The organism is Microbacterium sp. FW305-3-2-15-F-LB2 (genome assembly GCF_058787255.1).
This window is the reverse complement of record NZ_JBYSZO010000001.1, coordinates 3,533,704-3,552,001: the sequence shown is the minus strand read 5'-3', so window position 1 is coordinate 3,552,001 and position 18,298 is coordinate 3,533,704. Positions and strand designations below refer to the sequence as shown.

General features: G+C 69.5%; 17 protein-coding genes and 1 pseudogene. 8 read left to right on the top strand and 10 right to left on the bottom strand.

Going from position 1 to position 18,298, the window contains the following annotated elements; translation table 11 throughout:
- The first annotated feature begins 27 nt into the window (after positions 1-27).
- Positions 28-231: a ribbon-helix-helix protein, CopG family gene (locus tag AC3WLZ_RS17105; RefSeq protein WP_146752053.1), complete on the top strand. Its 204-nt coding sequence runs from the start codon at positions 28-30 to the stop codon at positions 229-231.
- A 110-nt stretch (positions 232-341) separates the two neighbouring features.
- On the opposite strand, the gene AC3WLZ_RS17100 is transcribed toward AC3WLZ_RS17105, so the two are convergent.
- From AC3WLZ_RS17100 to AC3WLZ_RS17075, 6 genes are all read right to left on the bottom strand, one after another.
- The gene (locus tag AC3WLZ_RS17100) at positions 342-947 is read right to left on the bottom strand and encodes a response regulator (RefSeq protein ID WP_492471003.1); all 606 of its coding nucleotides are present in this window, start codon (positions 945-947) and stop codon (positions 342-344) included.
- Between the two features lie 54 nt (positions 948-1,001).
- Complete coding sequence (locus AC3WLZ_RS17095) at positions 1,002-2,111, bottom strand: sensor histidine kinase (RefSeq protein ID WP_492470900.1); 1,110 nt, start codon at positions 2,109-2,111, stop codon at positions 1,002-1,004.
- A 20-nt stretch (positions 2,112-2,131) separates the two neighbouring features.
- Positions 2,132-2,929, bottom strand: a complete 798-nt coding sequence (locus AC3WLZ_RS17090; protein ID WP_492470899.1) for an ABC transporter permease — start codon at positions 2,927-2,929, stop codon at positions 2,132-2,134.
- Positions 2,926-3,861: an ABC transporter ATP-binding protein gene (locus AC3WLZ_RS17085; RefSeq protein ID WP_492470898.1), complete on the bottom strand. Its 936-nt coding sequence runs from the start codon at positions 3,859-3,861 to the stop codon at positions 2,926-2,928. The genes AC3WLZ_RS17090 and AC3WLZ_RS17085 overlap by 4 nt, the downstream gene beginning before the upstream one ends.
- A gap of 86 nt (positions 3,862-3,947) precedes the next feature.
- Entirely contained in the window at positions 3,948-4,487 is a 540-nt protein-coding gene (locus tag AC3WLZ_RS17080) for a hypothetical protein (RefSeq protein WP_492470897.1), read from the bottom strand.
- A gap of 111 nt (positions 4,488-4,598) precedes the next feature.
- A complete protein-coding gene (locus AC3WLZ_RS17075; protein ID WP_492470896.1) occupies positions 4,599-5,429 on the bottom strand; it encodes a class I SAM-dependent methyltransferase in 831 nt (276 codons plus the stop codon).
- A 129-nt stretch (positions 5,430-5,558) separates the two neighbouring features.
- On the opposite strand from AC3WLZ_RS17075, the gene AC3WLZ_RS17070 reads away from it, so the two are divergent.
- On the top strand, positions 5,559-6,500 hold the full coding sequence (locus AC3WLZ_RS17070) for an ATP-grasp domain-containing protein (protein ID WP_492470895.1): 942 nt from the start codon (positions 5,559-5,561) through the stop codon (positions 6,498-6,500).
- Positions 6,501-6,685: 185 nt separating this feature from the next.
- Here AC3WLZ_RS17070 and AC3WLZ_RS17065 read toward each other — a convergent pair whose 3' ends face one another.
- From AC3WLZ_RS17065 to AC3WLZ_RS17055, 3 genes and pseudogenes are all read right to left on the bottom strand, one after another.
- A complete protein-coding gene (locus tag AC3WLZ_RS17065) occupies positions 6,686-7,420 on the bottom strand; it encodes an LLM class flavin-dependent oxidoreductase (RefSeq protein ID WP_492471002.1) in 735 nt (244 codons plus the stop codon).
- A 112-nt stretch (positions 7,421-7,532) separates the two neighbouring features.
- Positions 7,533-7,748 (bottom strand): annotated as a pseudogene (locus AC3WLZ_RS17060) (LLM class flavin-dependent oxidoreductase); the annotation flags it as partial.
- Between the two features lie 107 nt (positions 7,749-7,855).
- Positions 7,856-8,758: a LysR family transcriptional regulator gene (locus AC3WLZ_RS17055; RefSeq protein WP_492470894.1), complete on the bottom strand. Its 903-nt coding sequence runs from the start codon at positions 8,756-8,758 to the stop codon at positions 7,856-7,858.
- 104 nt (positions 8,759-8,862) lie between these two features.
- On the opposite strand from AC3WLZ_RS17055, the gene AC3WLZ_RS17050 reads away from it, so the two are divergent.
- From AC3WLZ_RS17050 to AC3WLZ_RS17025, 6 genes are all read left to right on the top strand, one after another.
- Positions 8,863-10,218 (top strand): MFS transporter, encoded by a 1,356-nt coding sequence (locus tag AC3WLZ_RS17050; RefSeq protein WP_492470893.1) that lies wholly within the window; start codon positions 8,863-8,865, stop codon positions 10,216-10,218.
- 5 nt (positions 10,219-10,223) lie between these two features.
- Entirely contained in the window at positions 10,224-10,973 is a 750-nt protein-coding gene (locus AC3WLZ_RS17045; protein WP_492470892.1) for a 3-hydroxybutyrate dehydrogenase, read from the top strand.
- A gap of 490 nt (positions 10,974-11,463) precedes the next feature.
- Positions 11,464-13,095, top strand: coding sequence for an ABC transporter substrate-binding protein (locus AC3WLZ_RS17040; RefSeq protein WP_412923065.1), 1,632 nt, complete (start codon positions 11,464-11,466; stop codon positions 13,093-13,095).
- 66 nt (positions 13,096-13,161) lie between these two features.
- Entirely contained in the window at positions 13,162-14,235 is a 1,074-nt protein-coding gene (locus AC3WLZ_RS17035; protein ID WP_412923064.1) for an ABC transporter permease, read from the top strand.
- A 1-nt stretch (position 14,236) separates the two neighbouring features.
- On the top strand, positions 14,237-15,301 hold the full coding sequence (locus AC3WLZ_RS17030; RefSeq protein WP_492470891.1) for an ABC transporter permease: 1,065 nt from the start codon (positions 14,237-14,239) through the stop codon (positions 15,299-15,301).
- A complete protein-coding gene (locus AC3WLZ_RS17025; RefSeq protein WP_492470890.1) occupies positions 15,298-16,989 on the top strand; it encodes a dipeptide ABC transporter ATP-binding protein in 1,692 nt (563 codons plus the stop codon). Before AC3WLZ_RS17030 ends, AC3WLZ_RS17025 begins: the two co-directional genes overlap by 4 nt.
- Positions 16,990-17,109: 120 nt before the next feature.
- Here the strand turns inward: AC3WLZ_RS17025 and AC3WLZ_RS17020 are convergent, their stop codons facing one another.
- Positions 17,110-18,204, bottom strand: coding sequence for a hypothetical protein (locus AC3WLZ_RS17020; protein WP_492470889.1), 1,095 nt, complete (start codon positions 18,202-18,204; stop codon positions 17,110-17,112).
- Positions 18,205-18,298: the final 94 nt, after the last annotated feature.

Sequence of the window (18,298 nt, the reverse complement as noted above, 5' to 3'; positions counted from 1 at the left end):
CACTTGGTTTGGTGGCAAGATTGGGGCATGCCGGAACAGAAAGCAATGACCATTCGCCTGCCGGTCGAGCAAGCCGAGCAACTAGAGACGGTTGCCAGCATCGAGAACCGACCCATCTCGGACGTGATCCGAGCGGCTATCGCCACCCACATCGAAACCGTCAGCCAAAGTGACCAGTTCCAGGAGGGACTTCGGGAGCGAATCGAGCGTGCGCAGGGTCTCCTGCGCTGAGTGCAAAAGACGTAGAGGGGGCCCGGCGAACACGCCGGGCCCCCTCTACGTCTCTTGCGCCTCGGAGTAGGAGTTGCGGGACCAATCCCGTGCTGGTGTGGACCGCGCGCTCACAGCCACCCCCGCTCCACCGCCACCCGCACCGCATCCGCGCGATTCCGGCCTCCGGTCTTCCCGATCGCGCTGGACAGATGATTCTTCACCGTGCCTTCCGACAGGTGGACCATCCGCGCGATGTCGGCGATCGAACCGCCGGACCGGGCCGCGGCCAGCACGTCGGTCTCCCTCTCGGTCAGCGGTGAGTCCCCCTGCGCCAGTGACTCTGCGGCCAGCGATGGATCCACCACGCGGAACCCCGCCGACACCCGCCGCACGGCATCCGCCAACTCCGCCGCGGGCGTGTCCTTCACCACGAATCCCGACGCCCCAGCCTGCATGGCGCGCGCCAGGTATCCCGGCCGGCCGAAGGTCGTGACCATGAGGGCGCGGCATCCGGGAACTTCCGCACGCAGCTGCGCCGCGGCGGCGATGCCGTCGATGCCGGGCATCTCGATGTCGAGCAGCGCCACGGTCGCCTCGGACGCGCGGGCGGCCTCGACCACTTCATCGCCGCGGCCGACCTGGGCGACGACCTCGATGTCGGGCTCCAGGCCGAGCAGGGCGGCGAGGGCGCCGCGGACAAGGGCCTGATCATCGGCGATGAGGAGTCGGATCACCACGTCACCCCGCCCCGAATCCGCCGAGGTCGCTGCGGCCCAAGGTCATACCGATCACCACGTCACCCTCACACGGAATCCGCCGAGGTCGCTGCGGCCCACGGTCATACGGGCACCGGCGGTCTCGACGCGTTCGCGCAGCCCCGGCAGCCCCGAACCCGACGAAGAAGCACCAGAAGGCCCGCACCCGTCGTCCGCGACCTCCACCGATCGGCCGTCGAGCGAAACCCGACACAGCGAAGCCCCCGCGTGCCGCACCACATTGGTCACCGCTTCGCGCACAACCCACCCCGCGAGCTCCCGGCGGTCGGACGGCACCGAGTCCGTCGACCCGGGCAACTCCGCCGTGACCCCGGCGCTCTCCAGCGCCGCCCGCGCGGCCGCCAACTCTCCGCTGATGCTCACACCTCTATATCCGTGCACCGTCGCGCGGACGTCGGCCAGCGCGCCGCGCGACAGCTGCTCGATCTGCCCGATCTCGTCGCGGGCGGCCGGGGAGCCGGCATCCATGAGTCTTCCCGCCAGTTCGGCCTTCACCGTGATCACGGTCAGCGAGTGGCCGAGGATGTCGTGCACGTCGCGTGCGACGCGGCTGCGTTCGCGCTCGGCGGCGAGTTCGGCGACCTGCTCTTGCGTGGCCCGCAGGCGCTCAAGGGTCGTGATGTTCTGCACGAAGCTCAGCATCATGATCGAGATGGACAGGATGATCGCCGAGCTCAGGACGTTCGTGAAGGTGTCGGCGCCGCTCCACGCTCCGACGATGAACGACGACGCGCTCAGCAGCAGCACGAGGATCCACGTGGGGCGCCGGGCCACGCTCGACACCGCGACGGCGACGCCGACGAACGTCCACATCCACCGCACGTCGCCGCCGATCCACGGCGCCAGGCTCAGGCTCAGGGCGAACATCACGGCGGCGGGGATCAGCCGGCGCCACCCGGAGGGCGTGCGGCGCGCGAACGGGACGCTCGCGAGGAACACCGCCGCGAAGACCACCACGATGAGCGTTCCCACCGCGTGAGCGACAGCATCGGGCGACTCCCAGATCGACACCAGCGTCGGGAAGGTCCAGATCAGGGAGAGGCCGCCGCCGATGAACCAGCCCCGCGTGAACGAGCGCCTGCCCGGAGCGCGCACGCGCCCCGGGCCGGTCGTCTCGCTCATGTCGTTCACGATAGAGCGGCTCACGAACGCCGCGTGTCCCGGCGGAAGAAGTAAACCGTGCCCACGATGAAGACCGTGAGCCACACCACTGCGTTGATGAGGGCACCGAGGTCGAAGGCATCCCCCGTCAGCGGCGCACGCGCGAGCACTCCGATGCCGTACACCGGCGTCAGCTTGCCGATCGTCTGCAGGAAGTCGGGCATCGTCGACAGCGGGTAGAACAGCCCGCCGAGGAACGACAACAGCACCACCGCGAGGCTGGTGATCTGCGCGACGTTCTCGCCCGGCACCATGTACCCGACCATGAGTCCGAGCGTCGTGAACACCGCTCCGGCCAGCAGCCACGCGGCGACACCCGTGACGATCCACTGCACAGCAGACAGCTGAACCCCCGAGAAGGATGCCACGAGGTACGTCGCGATCACGGCGATGAGACCGAACACCATGCCCGCCAAGAGCTTGATGATCACGTTGACCAGGGGATTCAGCGGCGTGAGTCGCAGCTGACGCGTCCAGCCCTGCGCGCGCTCGACAGCGACCGCGGCCCCCGTCTGGGTCGCCGACATCATCGCGCCGTACATCGCCATCGAGACCATGATGTAGGCGGCCACCGACACTCCCCCGGATGCCACCGGCACATCGGTCAGGGGCAGATCGAGCATCTGGTACCCGATGATGAAGAACATCAGCACCGGGAACGCGACGGTGAAGATCAGCGCCCGCGGGTTGCGGATCTTGCGGAGCAACTCGATCCGCAGGTAGGTGAGCGTGAAGCCCCCGAGGACGGGTGCGGGACGGTCGAGGCTGATGGCGGTCATCGGGATGCTCCGTTCGAGGCGTCGGCGGATGCCGGGGAGTCGATGGTCAGAGCGACGAACACGCTCTCGAGGTTCTGCGCGGTGATCTCGAGGTCCCGCGCGGGGGTGGCGGTGAGCAGGTGTCGTGCGAGCGCGTCTGAATCGCGCGTGTGGATCGTGACGCGCTCGCCGCTGGCCTCGACCGAATCGACGCCCGGGAGAGCCGCCAGCGCCGCGAGGTCGGCATCCGGAAGCGTCGCCTGCACGACCCGACCCGACACGAGGTTCTTGATCTCGGCGGTCGACCCGTCGGCGACGATCTGCCCACGGCTCATCAGCACGATGCGGTCGGCGTACTCGTCGGCCTCGTCGAGATAGTGCGTCGCGAACATCACGGTGCGTCCGCGGGCGGCATCCGCCCGGATCGCGGCCCAGAACGAGCGGCGCGCCTCGACGTCCATGCCCGTGGTCGGCTCATCGAGGATCAGCAGCGCCGGGTCGCTCACGAGCGCCATCGCAAACCGCAGCCGTTGCTGCTCGCCGCCCGAGCACAGTCCGACGCGGCGGTGGGCGAGATCCCGGATGCCGGCCCGCTCCAGCGCTTCGTCCACGGGACGCTTCTCGGCGAACAGGCTCGCCGTCAGCTCGACGGTCTCGCGCACCGTGAGGTCTTTTAGCAGCCCGCCGGTCTGGAGGACGGCGGAGACGAGGCCGCGCGACACGGCGCCGCGGGGCGTGTGTCCGAACACCTCGATCGAGCCCGCGTCGGGGTTCGTCAGCCCGAGGATCATGTCGATCGTGGTGGTCTTCCCGGCGCCGTTCGGGCCGAGGAACGCCACGATCTCGCCGGGCTGCACGCGCAGATCGACGCCGCGGACGGCGTGGACGGAGCCGAAGCTCTTGACGACGCCCCGCGCATCGATCGCCGCGGGGCCGGGGGTGGAGGAGGTCATGTCCTCATCGTGGCCCCCCAGCGGCCTCGGCACCCGGGGCGGGGGTCACCTCGTGGGGGTGACGTTCGTCACGGGTGCCGCGCCCCTCACCCCATTCGTTTGAGTGACACCGCGTAGATCGACGGATCCCCCTCGAGGTCGAGATCGATCGTCATCCCGGTCTGCGCGATCGACACGTCGAAGGCGATCGTGGAGTTGTCGCAGGAGACCGTGTCCGCCAGGGACTCGCTGTCGAGTTCGCCGGCCGAGAGGACGATGGTGCCGCCGCCGCGGCAGGCGAGCTGGCCCTGATAGTCGCCCGGTTCGAGGAACCCGAAGGAGTTCCGCTGATGCGGGGACGTGTTCTGGCTCATCCAGCCGGTCAGCCTGCCGGTCAGCGCGCCACTCTCGGAGGGTGGAACCGCCGTCTCCGCCCAGTCGCCGATCTCGTCGACGGGGATCGGCAGAAGGGCCTCGTCGCTGCTCGCGTCGTCCGTCGGCGCCGGCGTCGGTGAGAGAGAGGGAGCCTGGGATGCCACAGGCGGCGGTGACGACGCGGCATCCGTCGTCTGTGCCGTGCAGCCGGCGACCCCGACCGCGGCCAGGGCGAGTGCGGTGACCGCCGCAGCGGTGCTCCGGAACGTCATCGGAGCTGTTCGTTGGTGGGCTCTCCGTTCCATTCCGGCACCCTCCCACGGGCCCGTCCGGGGCCCCGCGGGTCTTGACACTCCTCCGCCCGCCGGGGACCCTACGCCCGCTCAGGCCGGTTTCGAGGCCCGAATCGTGTAGCTCAGCGGCATGACCGACGGCTGCTCGGTGAGGGCGTATTCGCCCTCGGGCCGCAGGGTCATGCGGCCCGGGAGCGCCTCCCACGGCACGCTGTCGTGCTCGACCAGAGCGTCGATCCGCAGCCCGCGGTCGAGCAGCGCCGTGACGATCTCGCCGAGGCCCCGGTTCCATTCGTACGTGCGGGTCGACTGCAGCGGCGCCGACACCTCGACGTAGGTGCTGTCGTCATCCCACTCCAGAGGGACGGGCTGCTCGAAGTAGGGGAAGGCGAGCGTGAGACCGGGGAGCGTCTCGTTCATCGACCACAGCACGGGGTGCCCCTCGCGGATGTGGAGCGTGCCCCCGGGGGCGAGCAGGTCGGCGACGACCCCGGCCCACTCCGTGATCGACGGCAGCCAACACAGCGCGCCGATGCCGGTGTAGACGAGGTCGAAAGCTCCCTTCGGCAGCACCTCCGCCGCCTTCCGCACGTCGGACTGCACGAAGTCCACGTCATCGCCGGTTTCGGCGACGAGGCGCCGGGCTTCGGTGACGGCGTTCTCGGAGAAGTCCAGGCCCGTCACGCGGGCACCGAGGCGCGCGAGCGACAGCGTGTCGGTGCCGATGTGGCACTGCAGGTGCACCGCGCGCACCCCGCTGAGGTCGCCGAGGAGCGGCTGATCGAACCGCACGACGTCGCTGAGGGCGGCCGGATCCTCGACGTACCGCAGCACGCCGTAGCCCGACCCGTCGCGGGCGGCGTGCAGCGTGGCACGCTCATTCCAGTTGGCGCGGTTCGCGTCGATGTACTCGGTGGTCATGGCATCCCTTCCGGCCGTACAGCCTTGTCACGATACAGATCCGGATGCCAATTCCCCAGTCGGCGTCCGTCGTGACCGCGCGTGACGACGACCTGTCCCGCTGTCGGAGGCCCGGGTTAGCCTGACGGAATGTCGGGCAGTGTGTACGTGATCCATGAGAACCCCCAGTGGCTTCCGCCGTTCCAGGCGGCCTTCGAGGCGGAGGGCGTTCCGCTGGAGGAGTGGCTGCTGACCGACGGGTCCATCGATCTCTCCGTCGAGCCTCCGGAGGGCGTGTTCTGGTCGCGGCTCAGTGCGTCGGCCCACACGCGCGACCACGCGGCGAGCAAGGAGTACGGCCGTGCGGTGCTGCGGTGGCTCGCCTCGTGGGGACGCACGGTCGTGAACGGTGCCGACGTGCTCGAGCTCGAGGTCAGCAAGGTCGCGCAGCATGCGGCGCTGAGGCATGCTGGCGTCGAGGTTCCGCGCACGTCTGCGGTGTTCGGGACGGCAGGGTTGGTCGCGAAGGCCCGGGAGTTCGAGGCGCCGTTCATCAGCAAGCACAACCAGGGCGGCAAGGGCCTGGGCGTCCGCCGGTGGGAGACGCACGACGAGTTCGCGGCCTGGGTCGACGGCCCCGACTTCGAGCCCTCCCCCGACGGCATCACCCTGCTGCAAGAACTTCTCGTCGCCCGCGCGCCGTTCATCACGCGCGCCGAGTTCGTCGGGGGCGAGTTCGTCTACGCCGTCCGGGTCGACACGAGCGCGGGCAGCTTCGAGCTGTGCCCGGCCGAAGCGTGCGCCGTCCCCGGTGCCGACGGCGTCGAGCCCGAGCCGCTGTTCCGTCTCCGCGACGACGTCGACCCCGCGATCATCGACCGTTACCTCGCGTTCCTCGCGGCCGAGGGTATCGGCGTCGCCGGCATCGAGTTCATCGAGACCCGCGACGGCCGTGTCGTCACCTACGACGTGAACACCAACACCAACTACAACCCCGATGTCGAGGCATCCGCTCCGCGCTCCGGACCGCGCGAGATCGCGCGCTGGCTCGGCGCGCTACTCCCGCACGAGGCGGTGGGGGCGCTCGGCTGAGCCGCACAGGGCGAGCCGGGGCCCGGCGTGGCCGCTGAGAGCGTCCCCGCGGAAGCAGGCGCCTCAGCATCCCCGCTGATGTCCACGACACGCGGATGCCGCGGCACCCGACCCGCGTGTCGTGGACACCGAACGTCGGAGCGCGCCGAAGGCCGGGTCGCGCCGGACGCAGGTCGCGCCGGGCGTCAGGCGTCGCGCACCGCCTCCAGCCGGCGGACGCGCGGGATCACCTCGGCGGCGAAGCGCTGCAGCTCGGGCAGGTGCGGCGAGAACTGCAGCAGCAGCGTCGAGACGCCGACATTCGCGAACGCGACGATGCGCTCGGCCACCTGGTCGGGCGTGCCGACGAGGTTCGGGCGCAGACCGCGGTTCGAGACCGAATATTCCTTGAGATCGACGGGGGTATCGAGCTTCGACTTGCCCACGAACTCCTGGTACGAGCCGTAGGCCGCTCCCCCGCGCACGTCGGTGATTCGGTCGATCTCGGCCTGGGCCTCTTCTTCGGTGTCGCGGACGATGGCGTACGCCGCCATGCCGAACGCCTCGAACGGCGCAGCCCCGGCCTCCGCGCGACGGCGCCGCATGTCGGCGACCTTCGTCTCGAGCTCGTCGAGCGTGCCGCCGTGGGTGAGGTACGCGTCGGCGAAGCGCGTGATCGCGGTGCGACCAGCCTCGCTCTCGCCGCCCGCGTACAGCCGAGGGATCACGCGCGGCTTCGGCTCGAGGTACGTGCCCTCGGTGCGGTAGTACTCCCCCGCGTAGGCGAACGGCGTCTGCGTCCACAGGCCGCGCAGCACCTCGACCCACTCGATCGTGCGGGCGTAGCGGTCGTCGTGCGCGCTGAACAGCCCGTCGTACTGCTTCGCCTCCTCGGCCCACCACGCCGAGACGACGTTCAGCGTGAAGCGGCCGCCACTGATCTCGTCGATGGTCGCGGCCTGCTTCGCCGTGTGGAAGGGGTTGTGGAACCCGGGGCCGCACTGCCGCGAGCAGTTCGAGCGTCGACGTCACCGCCGCGAGCCCCGCGGTCACGGCCCACGCGTCGAGTGACGGCGCCTCGACGCCCTTGATGTCGTTGAGGTTCAGCTCGGGGATGAGCGTCAGATCGAATCCGCCCTCCTCCGCCGCCCGCGCGATCTCGGCGATGTGCGCGAACGACACCGGCGTCTGCTCGTCATCGACATTGCGGAGCCAGCCGCCGAAGATCGGGGTCCAGTAGCCGAATCGCACGCGCTGGGGGGAGGTCATGGCATCCATCCTCACCCGCGTGGCGGATGCGTGGCTCCCCCGTTCGCAACGCTGCGTCACGACGACGCGTGAGCCCGGCTAACCCCGGCACCTACCCCGACAACCGTCTATGCCCCGTCGAGCATGGGCTGGGCGGCGACGGTCTGCGCGCGCAGCGCCTCCGACAGGGCCGCAACGGCGGGAATGCGCAGCGAGTCCGCGCGGACGATCATCCAGTACGCCAGCCGTTCGGCGACGAGATCGGGCAGCAGGCGGACAAGATCCGGATGCCGGTCGGCGGCGAAACACGGAAGCATGCCGATTCCGGCACCTACCCGTGTCGCTTCGACGTGAACGAACACGTTCGTCGACGTGACGCCGTCGCGCATGCGCGGAACGAGCCGTCGCGGAAGGTCCAGCGCCTCGACCTGGAGCATCGAGTCGACGAAGTACACCAGGCGGTGCCGCTCGAGCTCGGCGAGGTCGCGGGGCGTCCCCTCACGCTCGAGGTAGGCGCGCGAGGCGTACATGCCGAGCGTGTAGGTGCCGAGGCGGGTCGCCGTGCCGCGCGACGTCTGCGGCTCCCCCACGACCACCTCCAGGTCGAGGCCCGGCCGGTGCAAGGCGGCGCGGCGCTGGGTGGCCACGATCTCGACGGACAGCTCGGGATGCCGCTGCCGCAACGCCGCGATCGCGGGAGCAGCCACGTACGCGCTGAATCCGTCGGTCGCGGACATCCGCACGACGCCCGACACGGGGTCCGGCTCCTCTCCCCCACCCGACAACCGCGACATCGCGGCCTCGATGCGCCCAGCCGTCTCGACGGCGTGCTGACCGAGCGCTGTCAGCTCCCAGCCGCGGGCCGACGCGGCGACGACGCGTCCGCCGAGGGCGTCCTCGAGCGCCGCGATGCGCCGGGCAACGGTGGTGTGGTCGACGCCGCGGACCTGCGCGGCGGCGGTGTAGCGACCGGTGCGCGCCACCGCGAGGAGCATGAGGAGGTCGTCGGCGCGGACGTTCGTGGCATCCATGTGTGCAATTCTGCACACCTGGTCGGCAGCTCTGGGCATTGCCGCGATCCGCGCCGCCGCGCAGACTCATCCCCGGATGTCACCGTCGACACCGAAGGAGCAGCATGGAATCCCCCACCGCGCAACGCAGCGCCTCCCCCGAAATCTCGACCAGCAAGATCCGCCGCGTCGTCGCCGCCTCGATGGCCGGCACCGTCGTGGAGTGGTACGAGTTCTTCCTCTACGCCACGGCCGCGAGCCTGGTGTTCGGCACGTTCTTCTTCCCGTCGTCGGGCTCGCCGCTCGACGGCATCATCGCCGCGTTCGTCACGTACGCCGTCGGCTTCGTCGCCCGCCCGCTGGGCGGCATCGTCTTCGGGCAGATCGGTGACCGCTTCGGCCGCAAGCCCACGCTGCAGGCGACGATCATCATCGTCGGCGCGGCCACCTTCCTGATGGGATGCCTCCCCGGCTTCGCCTCCGTCGGATACTGGGCGCCCGCGATGCTCGTGGCGCTCCGCTTCATCCAGGGCTTCGCCGTCGGCGGTGAGTGGGGCGGTGCTGTCCTGCTCGTCGCCGAACAGAGCCCGGACCGCTCGCGCGCGTTCTGGGCGAGCTGGCCGCAGGCCGCGGTTCCGGTCGGAAACCTGCTGGCCACCACCGTGCTGCTCGTGATGTCGTTCATCCTCACGCCCGCCGCCTTCCTCGACTGGGGCTGGCGCGTCGCGTTCTGGCTATCGGCCGTGATCGTGCTCGTCGGCTTCTACATCCGCACGCACGTCGAGGAGGCGCCGATCTTCCTCGAGGCCAAGAAGCAGGTCGAGCAGGAGAAGGCGACCTCGTTCGGCGTCGTCGAGGTGCTGCGCCGCTACCCGAAGGGTGTCATCCAGGCGATGGGCGTGCGCTTCGCGGAGAACATCGTCTACTACATCGTCGTCAGCTTCTCGATCGTGTACCTGAAGTTCGTGTACTCGTACGACACGAGTCAGCTGCTCCTCGCGCTCCTGATCGCCCACGTCATCCATTTCGCCGTGATCCCCCCACTCGGCCGTCTGGCCGACCGCATCGGCCGCAAGCCCGTGTACCTCGCCGGCGCGATCCTCAGCGCGACCTGGGCGTTCTTCGCCTTCCCGATGTTCGACACGCTCAACCCCGTCGTGATCGTCGCGGCCGTGTCGATCGGTCTGGTGTTCCACGCGGGCATGTACGCGCCGCAGCCGGCGGTCATGGCGGAGCTCTTCCCGACGCGCATGCGCTACTCGGGCGTCTCGCTCGGGGCCCAGGTCACCGCGATCCTCGCCGGTTCGCTCGCGCCGATCCTCGCGACGCAGTGGCTGCGTGACTTCGGCTCGTGGCTGCCCATCGCGATCTACATCGTGATCGCCTGCGTGCTGACGTCGGTCGCCGTACTGTCACTGAAGGAGACGCGCGGCATCTCGCTGCGTGCCATCGACGCCGCCGACGCCGCGCGGGGGAAGTAGGAACCATGAGCATCGACCTCAGCGGACGCCGCGCCCTCGTCACGGGTGGCGCCAGCGGTATCGGGGCGGCGATCGCCCGGGCGTTCGCCGAGGCCGGGGCCACCGTCACGGTCGCCGATCTCAACGCCGAGGGTGCCGACGCCCTCGCCGCCGAGATCGGCGGCCGCGCATGGGCGGTCGACCTCGCCGACACGGCGGCGCTGGGGGACCTGAGCCTCGACGTCGACATCCTCGTCAACAATGCCGGCATCCAGCACGTGAGTCCGATCGAGGACTTCGCGCCCGAACGCTTCTCGTTCATGCTGCGGCTGATGCTCGAGGCACCGTTTTTGTTGATCCGGGCCGCGCTGCCCGGGATGTACGAGCGCGGGTTCGGTCGGGTGCTGAACGTGTCCAGCGTGCACGGTATACGCGCATCGGAATACAAGTCCGCGTACGTCACGGCGAAGCACGGACTCGAGGGGCTGTCGAAGACCACGGCGCTCGAGGGCGCCCGTCACGGCGTCACGAGCGTGTGCATCGACCCCGGGTACGTGCGCTCGCCGCTCGTCGAGAAGCAGCTCGCGGATCAGGCGCGGGCGCATGGCATCCCGGAGTCCGAGGTGCTCGAGACGGTGCTCTTGAAGGATGCCGCGATCAAGCGGCTCGTCGAGCCGTCCGAGGTTGCGTCGCTCGCGCTGTGGCTGGCAGGACCGGATGCCGGAATGGTCACCGGGACGAGCTACGTGATGGACGGCGGCTGGTCGGCGCACTGAGTGGCATGGGGTGCGGCCGGTTCTGGAATCCGGCGCGGAGGACGCGCCCTCGCTGGTCTCAACTCCTGAGTTTTCGGGGCCGAGACCGCAGGATGCCGCCGCTCGGGGGGCGAGCGGCCCCTGCAGCCGGGGTTCGCGCCGACACCGGCGACGCGCCGGTCCACGAAAGTCAGGAGTTCGGCCCGCCGGGCGCCGCCGGACGCCGCCCCGCCGGATGCCGCCTCACCGGACGAAGCCGGATGCCACCCCACCGGACGCCGCCGCGCCGCCCACCGCCGTCCACGGTCCCTCGGGCCTGGCCCCAAAACGCAGTAGGGAGCGCTCCCGCCCGGAACAAGTCCGAACCGTCATCCGGGGGACCGGAAGATTTCCGAGGTTTCGTTATCGTAAAAACACAGGCCAAGAGTTGGTGTGTGGCCTGCCGACGACAAAGATGTCCGAAGGACGGCGGCACTTGTCGCTATCGACACTTCACAGCAGAGGTAACTCAATGACACTGCACCACAGTGGTCGAGGCCGTCTCGGCCTCGCTCTCGGCGCTTTCGGCGCCTCGGCACTCGTTCTCGCGGGCTGCTCCGCCGGCGGCGGGGACACGGGATCCGACAGCGGCTCCACCGAGCCGCTCGTCGTCGGCACGACCGACAAGATCAGCTCGATCGACCCGGCCGGCTCGTACGACAACGGCTCGTTCGCCGTGATGAACCAGGTCTACCCCTTCCTGCTCAACAGCCAGTACGGCACGTCGGACGTCACGCCTGACATCGCCGAGTCGGGCGAGTTCACCTCGCCGACCGAGTACACCGTCAAGCTCAAGTCGGGCCTGAAGTTCGCCAACGGTCACGACCTCACGTCGTCGGACGTGAAGTTCTCGTTCGATCGTCAGGTCACGATCGCCGACCCGAACGGCCCGTCGTCGCTCCTCGGAAACCTGGACAGCATCGCGACGCCCGACGACACCACCGTCGTCTTCACGCTCAAGAACGGCAACGACCAGGTCTGGCCGCAGATCCTGTCGAGCCCCGCCGCGCCGATCGTGGACGAAGAGGTGTTCTCCGCCGATTCGGTGACGCCCGACGACACCATCGTCGAGGGCAAGGCGTTCGCCGGCCAGTACACGATCGACTCGTACAAGCAGAACGAGCTCATCTCGTACGTGCCCTACGCCGACTACCAGGGCTCGCTGCCCAAGCCCGAGAACGGCGGCATCTCGGCGAAGTACTACGCCGACGCGTCCAACCTCAAGCTCGACGTGCAGTCGGGCGCGATCGACGTCGCGTTCCGCAGCCTCAGCGCGACCGACATCGCCGACCTGTCGTCGAACGACGCGGTGAAGGTCGTGGACGGCCCCGGTGGCGAGATCCGCTACATCGTCTTCAACTTCGACACGATGCCCTTCGGCGCCACGACGCCCGAGGCCGACGCGGCCAAGTCGCTCGCCGTGCGTCAGGCGGCGGCCGACCTGATCGACCGTCAGGCCATCGCGACCGACGTCTACAAGGACACCTACTCGCCGCTCTACTCCTACGTTCCGCAGGGTCTCGCCGGTGCCAACGAGGCGCTGAAGGGTCTCTACGGCGACGGCAGCGGCATGCCCGACGCCGCCAAGGCCAAGGCGACGCTCGAGGCCGCCGGCGTTCCGACGCCCGTCACCCTCAACCTGCAGTACAACGGCGACCACTACGGCCCCTCGTCGGGTGACGAGTACGCCGCCATTAAGGCGCAGCTCGAGAAGGACGGCCTGTTCACCGTCAACCTCGCGCAGACAGAGTGGGTGCAGTACAGCAAGGACCGCACGGCCGACGTGTACCCCGCGTACCAGCTCGGCTGGTTCCCGGACTACTCGGATGCCGACAACTACCTGACCCCGTTCTTCTCGCTGGACAACTTCCTCGGCAACCACTACGACAACGCCGACGTCCAGAAGATGCTCATCGACCAGGCCACGCAGACCGACAAGGCCACGCGTGAGCAGGAGATCGGCGAGATCCAGGACGCCGTGGCGGCCGACCTGTCGACGCTGCCGCTGCTCCAGGGCAAGCAGGTCGCGATCGTCGGCTCGAGCGTGGAGGGTGCCGTCCTCGACGGGTCCTTCAAGTTCCGCTACGCCCCGCTGCACAAGTAATCACGAGGCGGGTGTCCGGTCCCTCGCGGGGCCGGGCACCCGCCGCGTTCTTCCCGTTAGGTTCCCATGGCTACCGCCGTCGACGCCCCCGTCATCGCCGCGCCCGTCGCCCCGAAAGGCGGCGGCCTCTGGCGCTACATCCTCGTCCGACTCCTGCTGATCATCCCGACGGTCTTCATCCTCGTGACCGTGGTGTTCCTGCTCATGCGGGTCACCGGCGATCCGATCACCGCGGCCCTCGGCGGGCGCCTCCCACCGGAGCAGTTGGCCGAACGCATCGCCGCAGCCGGGTACGACCGTCCGCTCTACGTGCAGTACTTCGAGTACATCGGCGGCATCCTGCGCGGGGACTTCGGCACCACGATCACCGACAACCGTCCGGTCATCGGCATCCTGCTGCAGTACGGCTCGGCCACGCTCGAGCTCGCGATCTACGCGCTGATCGTGGCCTTGCTGATCGGAATCCCGTTCGGTCTGCTCGCCGCCTACCGACGCGACCGCTGGCCCGACGCGGTGCTGCGCATCGGGGCGATCCTCGGCTATGCGACCCCCATCTTCTTCGTCGGACTCTTGCTCAAGCTCGTGTTCTCGGTGTGGCTGAGCGTGCTGCCGGTCGCCGGCCGCGCGAACACGCGCACCGAGCTGAAGCTCGCGAGCCTCGACAACCCGAGCGGCATCTACCTGCTCGACGCCCTGCGCCTCGGCGACGGCGCCGCGGTGGGTGACGTGCTGATCCACGCGATCCTGCCCGGTCTGGCGCTCGGCATCCTGACCGCGGGCATCTTCCTGCGCCTCGTGCGCACCAACGTCATCGGCACGCTCGGCGCGCAGTACGTCACCTCGGCGCGCTCGCGCGGCGTGGGGGAGTACCGCCTGGTCACCAAGCACGCCTACCGCCCCGCGCTCATCCCGATCATCACGGTGATCGGACTGCAGATCGCGCTCCTGTTGTCGGGAGCGGTGCTCACCGAGACCACGTTCGAGTGGAAGGGCCTCGGCTTCATGCTCAGCGAATACCTGAAGGCGCGCGACTTCGTCGCCGTGCAGGGCATCGTCGTCATGATCGCCGTGCTGGTGGCCTTCACCAACTTCCTCGTCGACGTCATCGCGGCGATCATCGACCCGCGAGTGAGGTACTGACATGACGGATGCCACGACGCCCGCGGCCCTGACCGCGCGCAAGGTCCCGCTGCGCGACCGCCTGCCGGTCATCTCGCACCTGCGCCGCAGTGTCGGTCTGCAGCGCACGATGCTCGTGATCGGTCTCGTGATCACGACCGTGTTCGTGCTCACGGCGCTCCTCGCGCCCCTTCTCGCGCCCTATGGTTTCGCGCAGCAGGAAGCCGACGGCGTGAAGTTCGGCACGCAGCAGGCTCCCAATGCGACCAACCTGCTGGGCACCACGGTCGGCGGATACGACGTGCTGTCCCGCGTGATCTGGGGTGCGCAGACGGCGCTCCTGGTGATCCTGTGCGCGATCGCCTTCTCGATCTTCCTCGGCATCTTCCTGGGCCTGGTCAGCGGTTATTTCGGCGGCTGGATCGACCGCGTCCTCGTGGTGCTGTGCGACGCGATCTACGCGTTCCCGTCGCTGCTGCTGGCCATCGTCATGTCGATCGCGATCACGAAGGGGCAGTCGACGCTGTGGGGCGGCATCCTCGCCACCGCGATCTCGATCACCGTGGTGTTCGTGCCGCAGTACTTCCGCGTGATCCGCGCCGAGGTGGTGCGCGTGAAGGCCGAGCCGTTCGTCGAGTCGGCCCGCGTGATCGGCGTGCCGACGGCGCGCATCCTGCTGCGCCACGTGCTGCGCAACTCGACCCGCTCGCTCCCCGTCGTCGTGACGCTGAACGCGTCAGAGGCGCTCCTGACCCTCGCGGGCCTGGGCTTCCTCGGCTTCGGCATCGAGGCGACCGCCGCGGCGGAGTGGGGCTACGACCTCAACCGCTCGGTGAGCGACGTCACGAGCGGAATCTGGTGGACCGCCATCCCGCCGGGCGTCGCCATCGTGCTCGCGGTGCTCGGCATCACCCTCGTCGGTGAGAGCCTCAACGACCTGAGCGACCCGCGCCTGCGCACGCGTCGCCGCGCCGGACGCGCTCCGGCGCCGATCGCGGCCGTCGACCCCGCCCCCGTGACGACGTCGGCGACCGTCGCCCCCGCCGGACCCCCGGCATCCGCCCCTTCCGACGGGAGCCCCTCATGACCGGCACCGCCGCATCCGTCGCCCGCATCGACGATCTGCGGGTGGCCTTCGCGACCGACGGCGCGCCCGTCGCCGCGATCAACGGCATCTCGCTCGAGGCACACTCCGGAGAGGTGCTCGCGATCGTCGGCGAGTCCGGCTCGGGCAAGACCGTGACCGCCAACACGTTGCTCGGGCTCCTGCCGGAGACGGCGACGCTCTCGGGCGCAGTGATCGTGCGCGGCCGTGAGGGCGAAGAGACCGACATCGTGCACGCCACGCACGCGCAGCTGCGCGCGATGCGCGGACGCGACGCGGCGATGGTGTTCCAGGAGCCGTCCACGGCACTGAACCCCGTCTTCACCGTGGGATGGCAGATCGCCGAGGGTCTGCGCGCGCACGGCAAGCTCTCGAAAGCCGAAGCGAAGACCAAGGCCGTCGACATCCTGCGCCGGGTCGGCATCCCCGATCCCGAGAAGCGCGTCAACGACTACCCCCACCAGTTCTCGGGCGGGCAGAAGCAGCGCGTGGTGATCGCCATGGCGCTCGTGCTGAACGCCGGCCTCATCATCGCCGACGAGCCGACCACGGCCCTCGACGTCACGGTGCAGGCCGAGATCCTCGAACTGCTCCGCACGTGCCGCGACGAGTTCGGCGCGACCATCGTGCTCATCACCCACAACATGGGCGTGGTCGCCGACCTCGCCGACCGTGTCGTGGTGATGTACCGCGGCGACATCGTCGAGCAGGCGCCGGTGCGCGAGCTGTTCGCGGCGCCGCAGCAGCAGTACACGCGCGAGCTCCTGGCTGCCGTGCCGCACGTCGGCCGCGGCAAGAGCGCGCAGCAGTCGCTCGACACCCCGGCGCCCACGGCTCCGCCCGAGGGCAGCCTGGTCGTCGCCGACAAGGTCGAGATCGGCTACCCCGGCCGCTTCGGCGCGACGGGCGTCATCGCCGTGAAGGGCGTGGACTTCTGGATCGGACCCGGCGAGGTGCTCGGTCTGGTGGGGGAGTCCGGTTCGGGAAAGACCACGATCGGCCGCGCGATGGTCGGGCTCACCTCGGTCGTCGGCGGTTCGCTGAAGGTGCTCGGCACCGAGATGCGCGGCGCCAAGCCCCGCACGCTCGCCAAGACCCGGCCCGACATCGGCTTCGTGTTCCAGGACCCGGCAACGAGCTTCAACCCGCTCCTCACGATCGCGGAGTGCATTGCCGAGCCGTTGCTCGTGCACCGGCGCGCGTCCGGGGCGCGGGCCGCGCGGGCGCGGGTGGACGAGCTCCTGGATGCCGTGCAGCTGCCGACCGCGTTCGGCGACCGCTACCCGCACGAGCTGTCCGGCGGTCAGCGCCAGCGCGCGTCGCTGGCACGAGCGCTCGCGCTCGACCCGAAGCTGCTCATCGCCGACGAGCCGACCTCGGCCCTCGACGTGTCCGTGCAGGCCCGTGTGCTGCAGCTGTTCGCGCAGCTGCAGCGGGAGTTCGGGTTCGCCTGCCTCTTCATCAGCCACGACCTCGCGGTCGTGGACGAGGTGGCAGACCGCGTCGTGGTGCTGCGCCAGGGCGTGATCCGCGAGCAGGGCACGACCGTGCAGGTGCTCACGGAGCCCCGCGACGACTACACGAAGCGGCTGTTGGCATCCCTGCCTGTGCCCGACCCGATCGCGCAGGAAGCCCGTCGCGAGCTGTGGCGGTCGACGCGCGGCGCTTGACGCCTCGTCGGCCGGGCTGAACTCCTGAGTTCTCGTGGCTCGGCGGGCCGCGTCGTGCCCAGAACGCCGGTTGGGCCCGAGAACTCAGGAGTTCGGCACGAGAACTTTGAAGTTCGGCGCTCAGCGGAGGAACGTGTCGTAGAGCACGGTGAACAGCCACCAACCGACGCCGAGCACGATGAACACCGCGGTGATCCACGAGAACCCTCGGCGGAGCCGGCGGCCCTCGCGCGCGACACCGACCGGCGGGGGAGTCAGCAACGGAATCTCGGATGCCACCGGCGCCGACGCCGGCGTCGCGGCGAGCCGTTCGTCGCGCCACCGCGCCCACTGGCCGAGCTTGTCGTCGATGGCATCCACCGTGCCGAAGATCCACTCCCACGTCGCGGGGTCCAGCGTCGACAGCTCGCGCCGCGCATAGAGGAACAGCCGGTCGTCGATGATCTCGACGTCGAGGGCCGCGGCGTTGTCGATGAACCGCGCCATGACGTCGGGCGTGAACAGGTACAGCGCGTCGCGCTCGTATCCCTTCGGGCAATACAGGGCGAAATGCTGGTCGAAGTCGCCCTCGAGGCTGAGTCGTTGGTCGCGCGAGAACGTCGTCGGCAGGTTCGACGCCCCGAACAGGCCGTTGTTGCCCACGGCATCCAGGACGATATGGGGGAGCGGGGTGTCGAGCCGCAGCTGGACGTACGCCCACTTGTGCGTCTGCTCGCTTTTTCCCGAGCCGGTCTTGTAGGTGTAGTTGCCGACCTCGACCCATCGGGGGCGCGGCCCGTGCACGACGTCGGTGGCCTCGCGGTCGTGGCCCTCGCCGAAGATCATGCCGGGGAGCGCGGGATTGGGGACGGCCGGGAACCACGTCATCCCATTCGCCTCGGCGAAGTGCGCGAGCCGGTAACGACGCGTGGCGCGGCCGCGGAACAGCACGATGAGCGCATAGCTGACCAGCGCGATCACCGCGACGAAGAAGAGCAGGAAGCCGATGCCCACGGGGTTGGGCCGCCCGTTGTCGGCGAGAAGCCCGAAGCTCACGACGGATGCCATCAGGGTGGCGGCCACGAGGATGATGCCCCCGACCAGCACGAACCCGATCGTGGTGACGACGGCGCTCGTCAGCTTCCCCTCCCGGCGCAGCTGCGCGGTGAACGCGCGGACGGCGGCACGGTCCACGGGGGCGGTCAGGGCCGAAGTGTCCAGGGGCATGCGGCTCATGTCCCCACGCTACCGAGCGGGATGCCGTGAACGCGGAGGGATGCCGGTGAGGTCGGGTTCCGCGGGGGAGCGTGGCATCCGCTAGACTACGAAG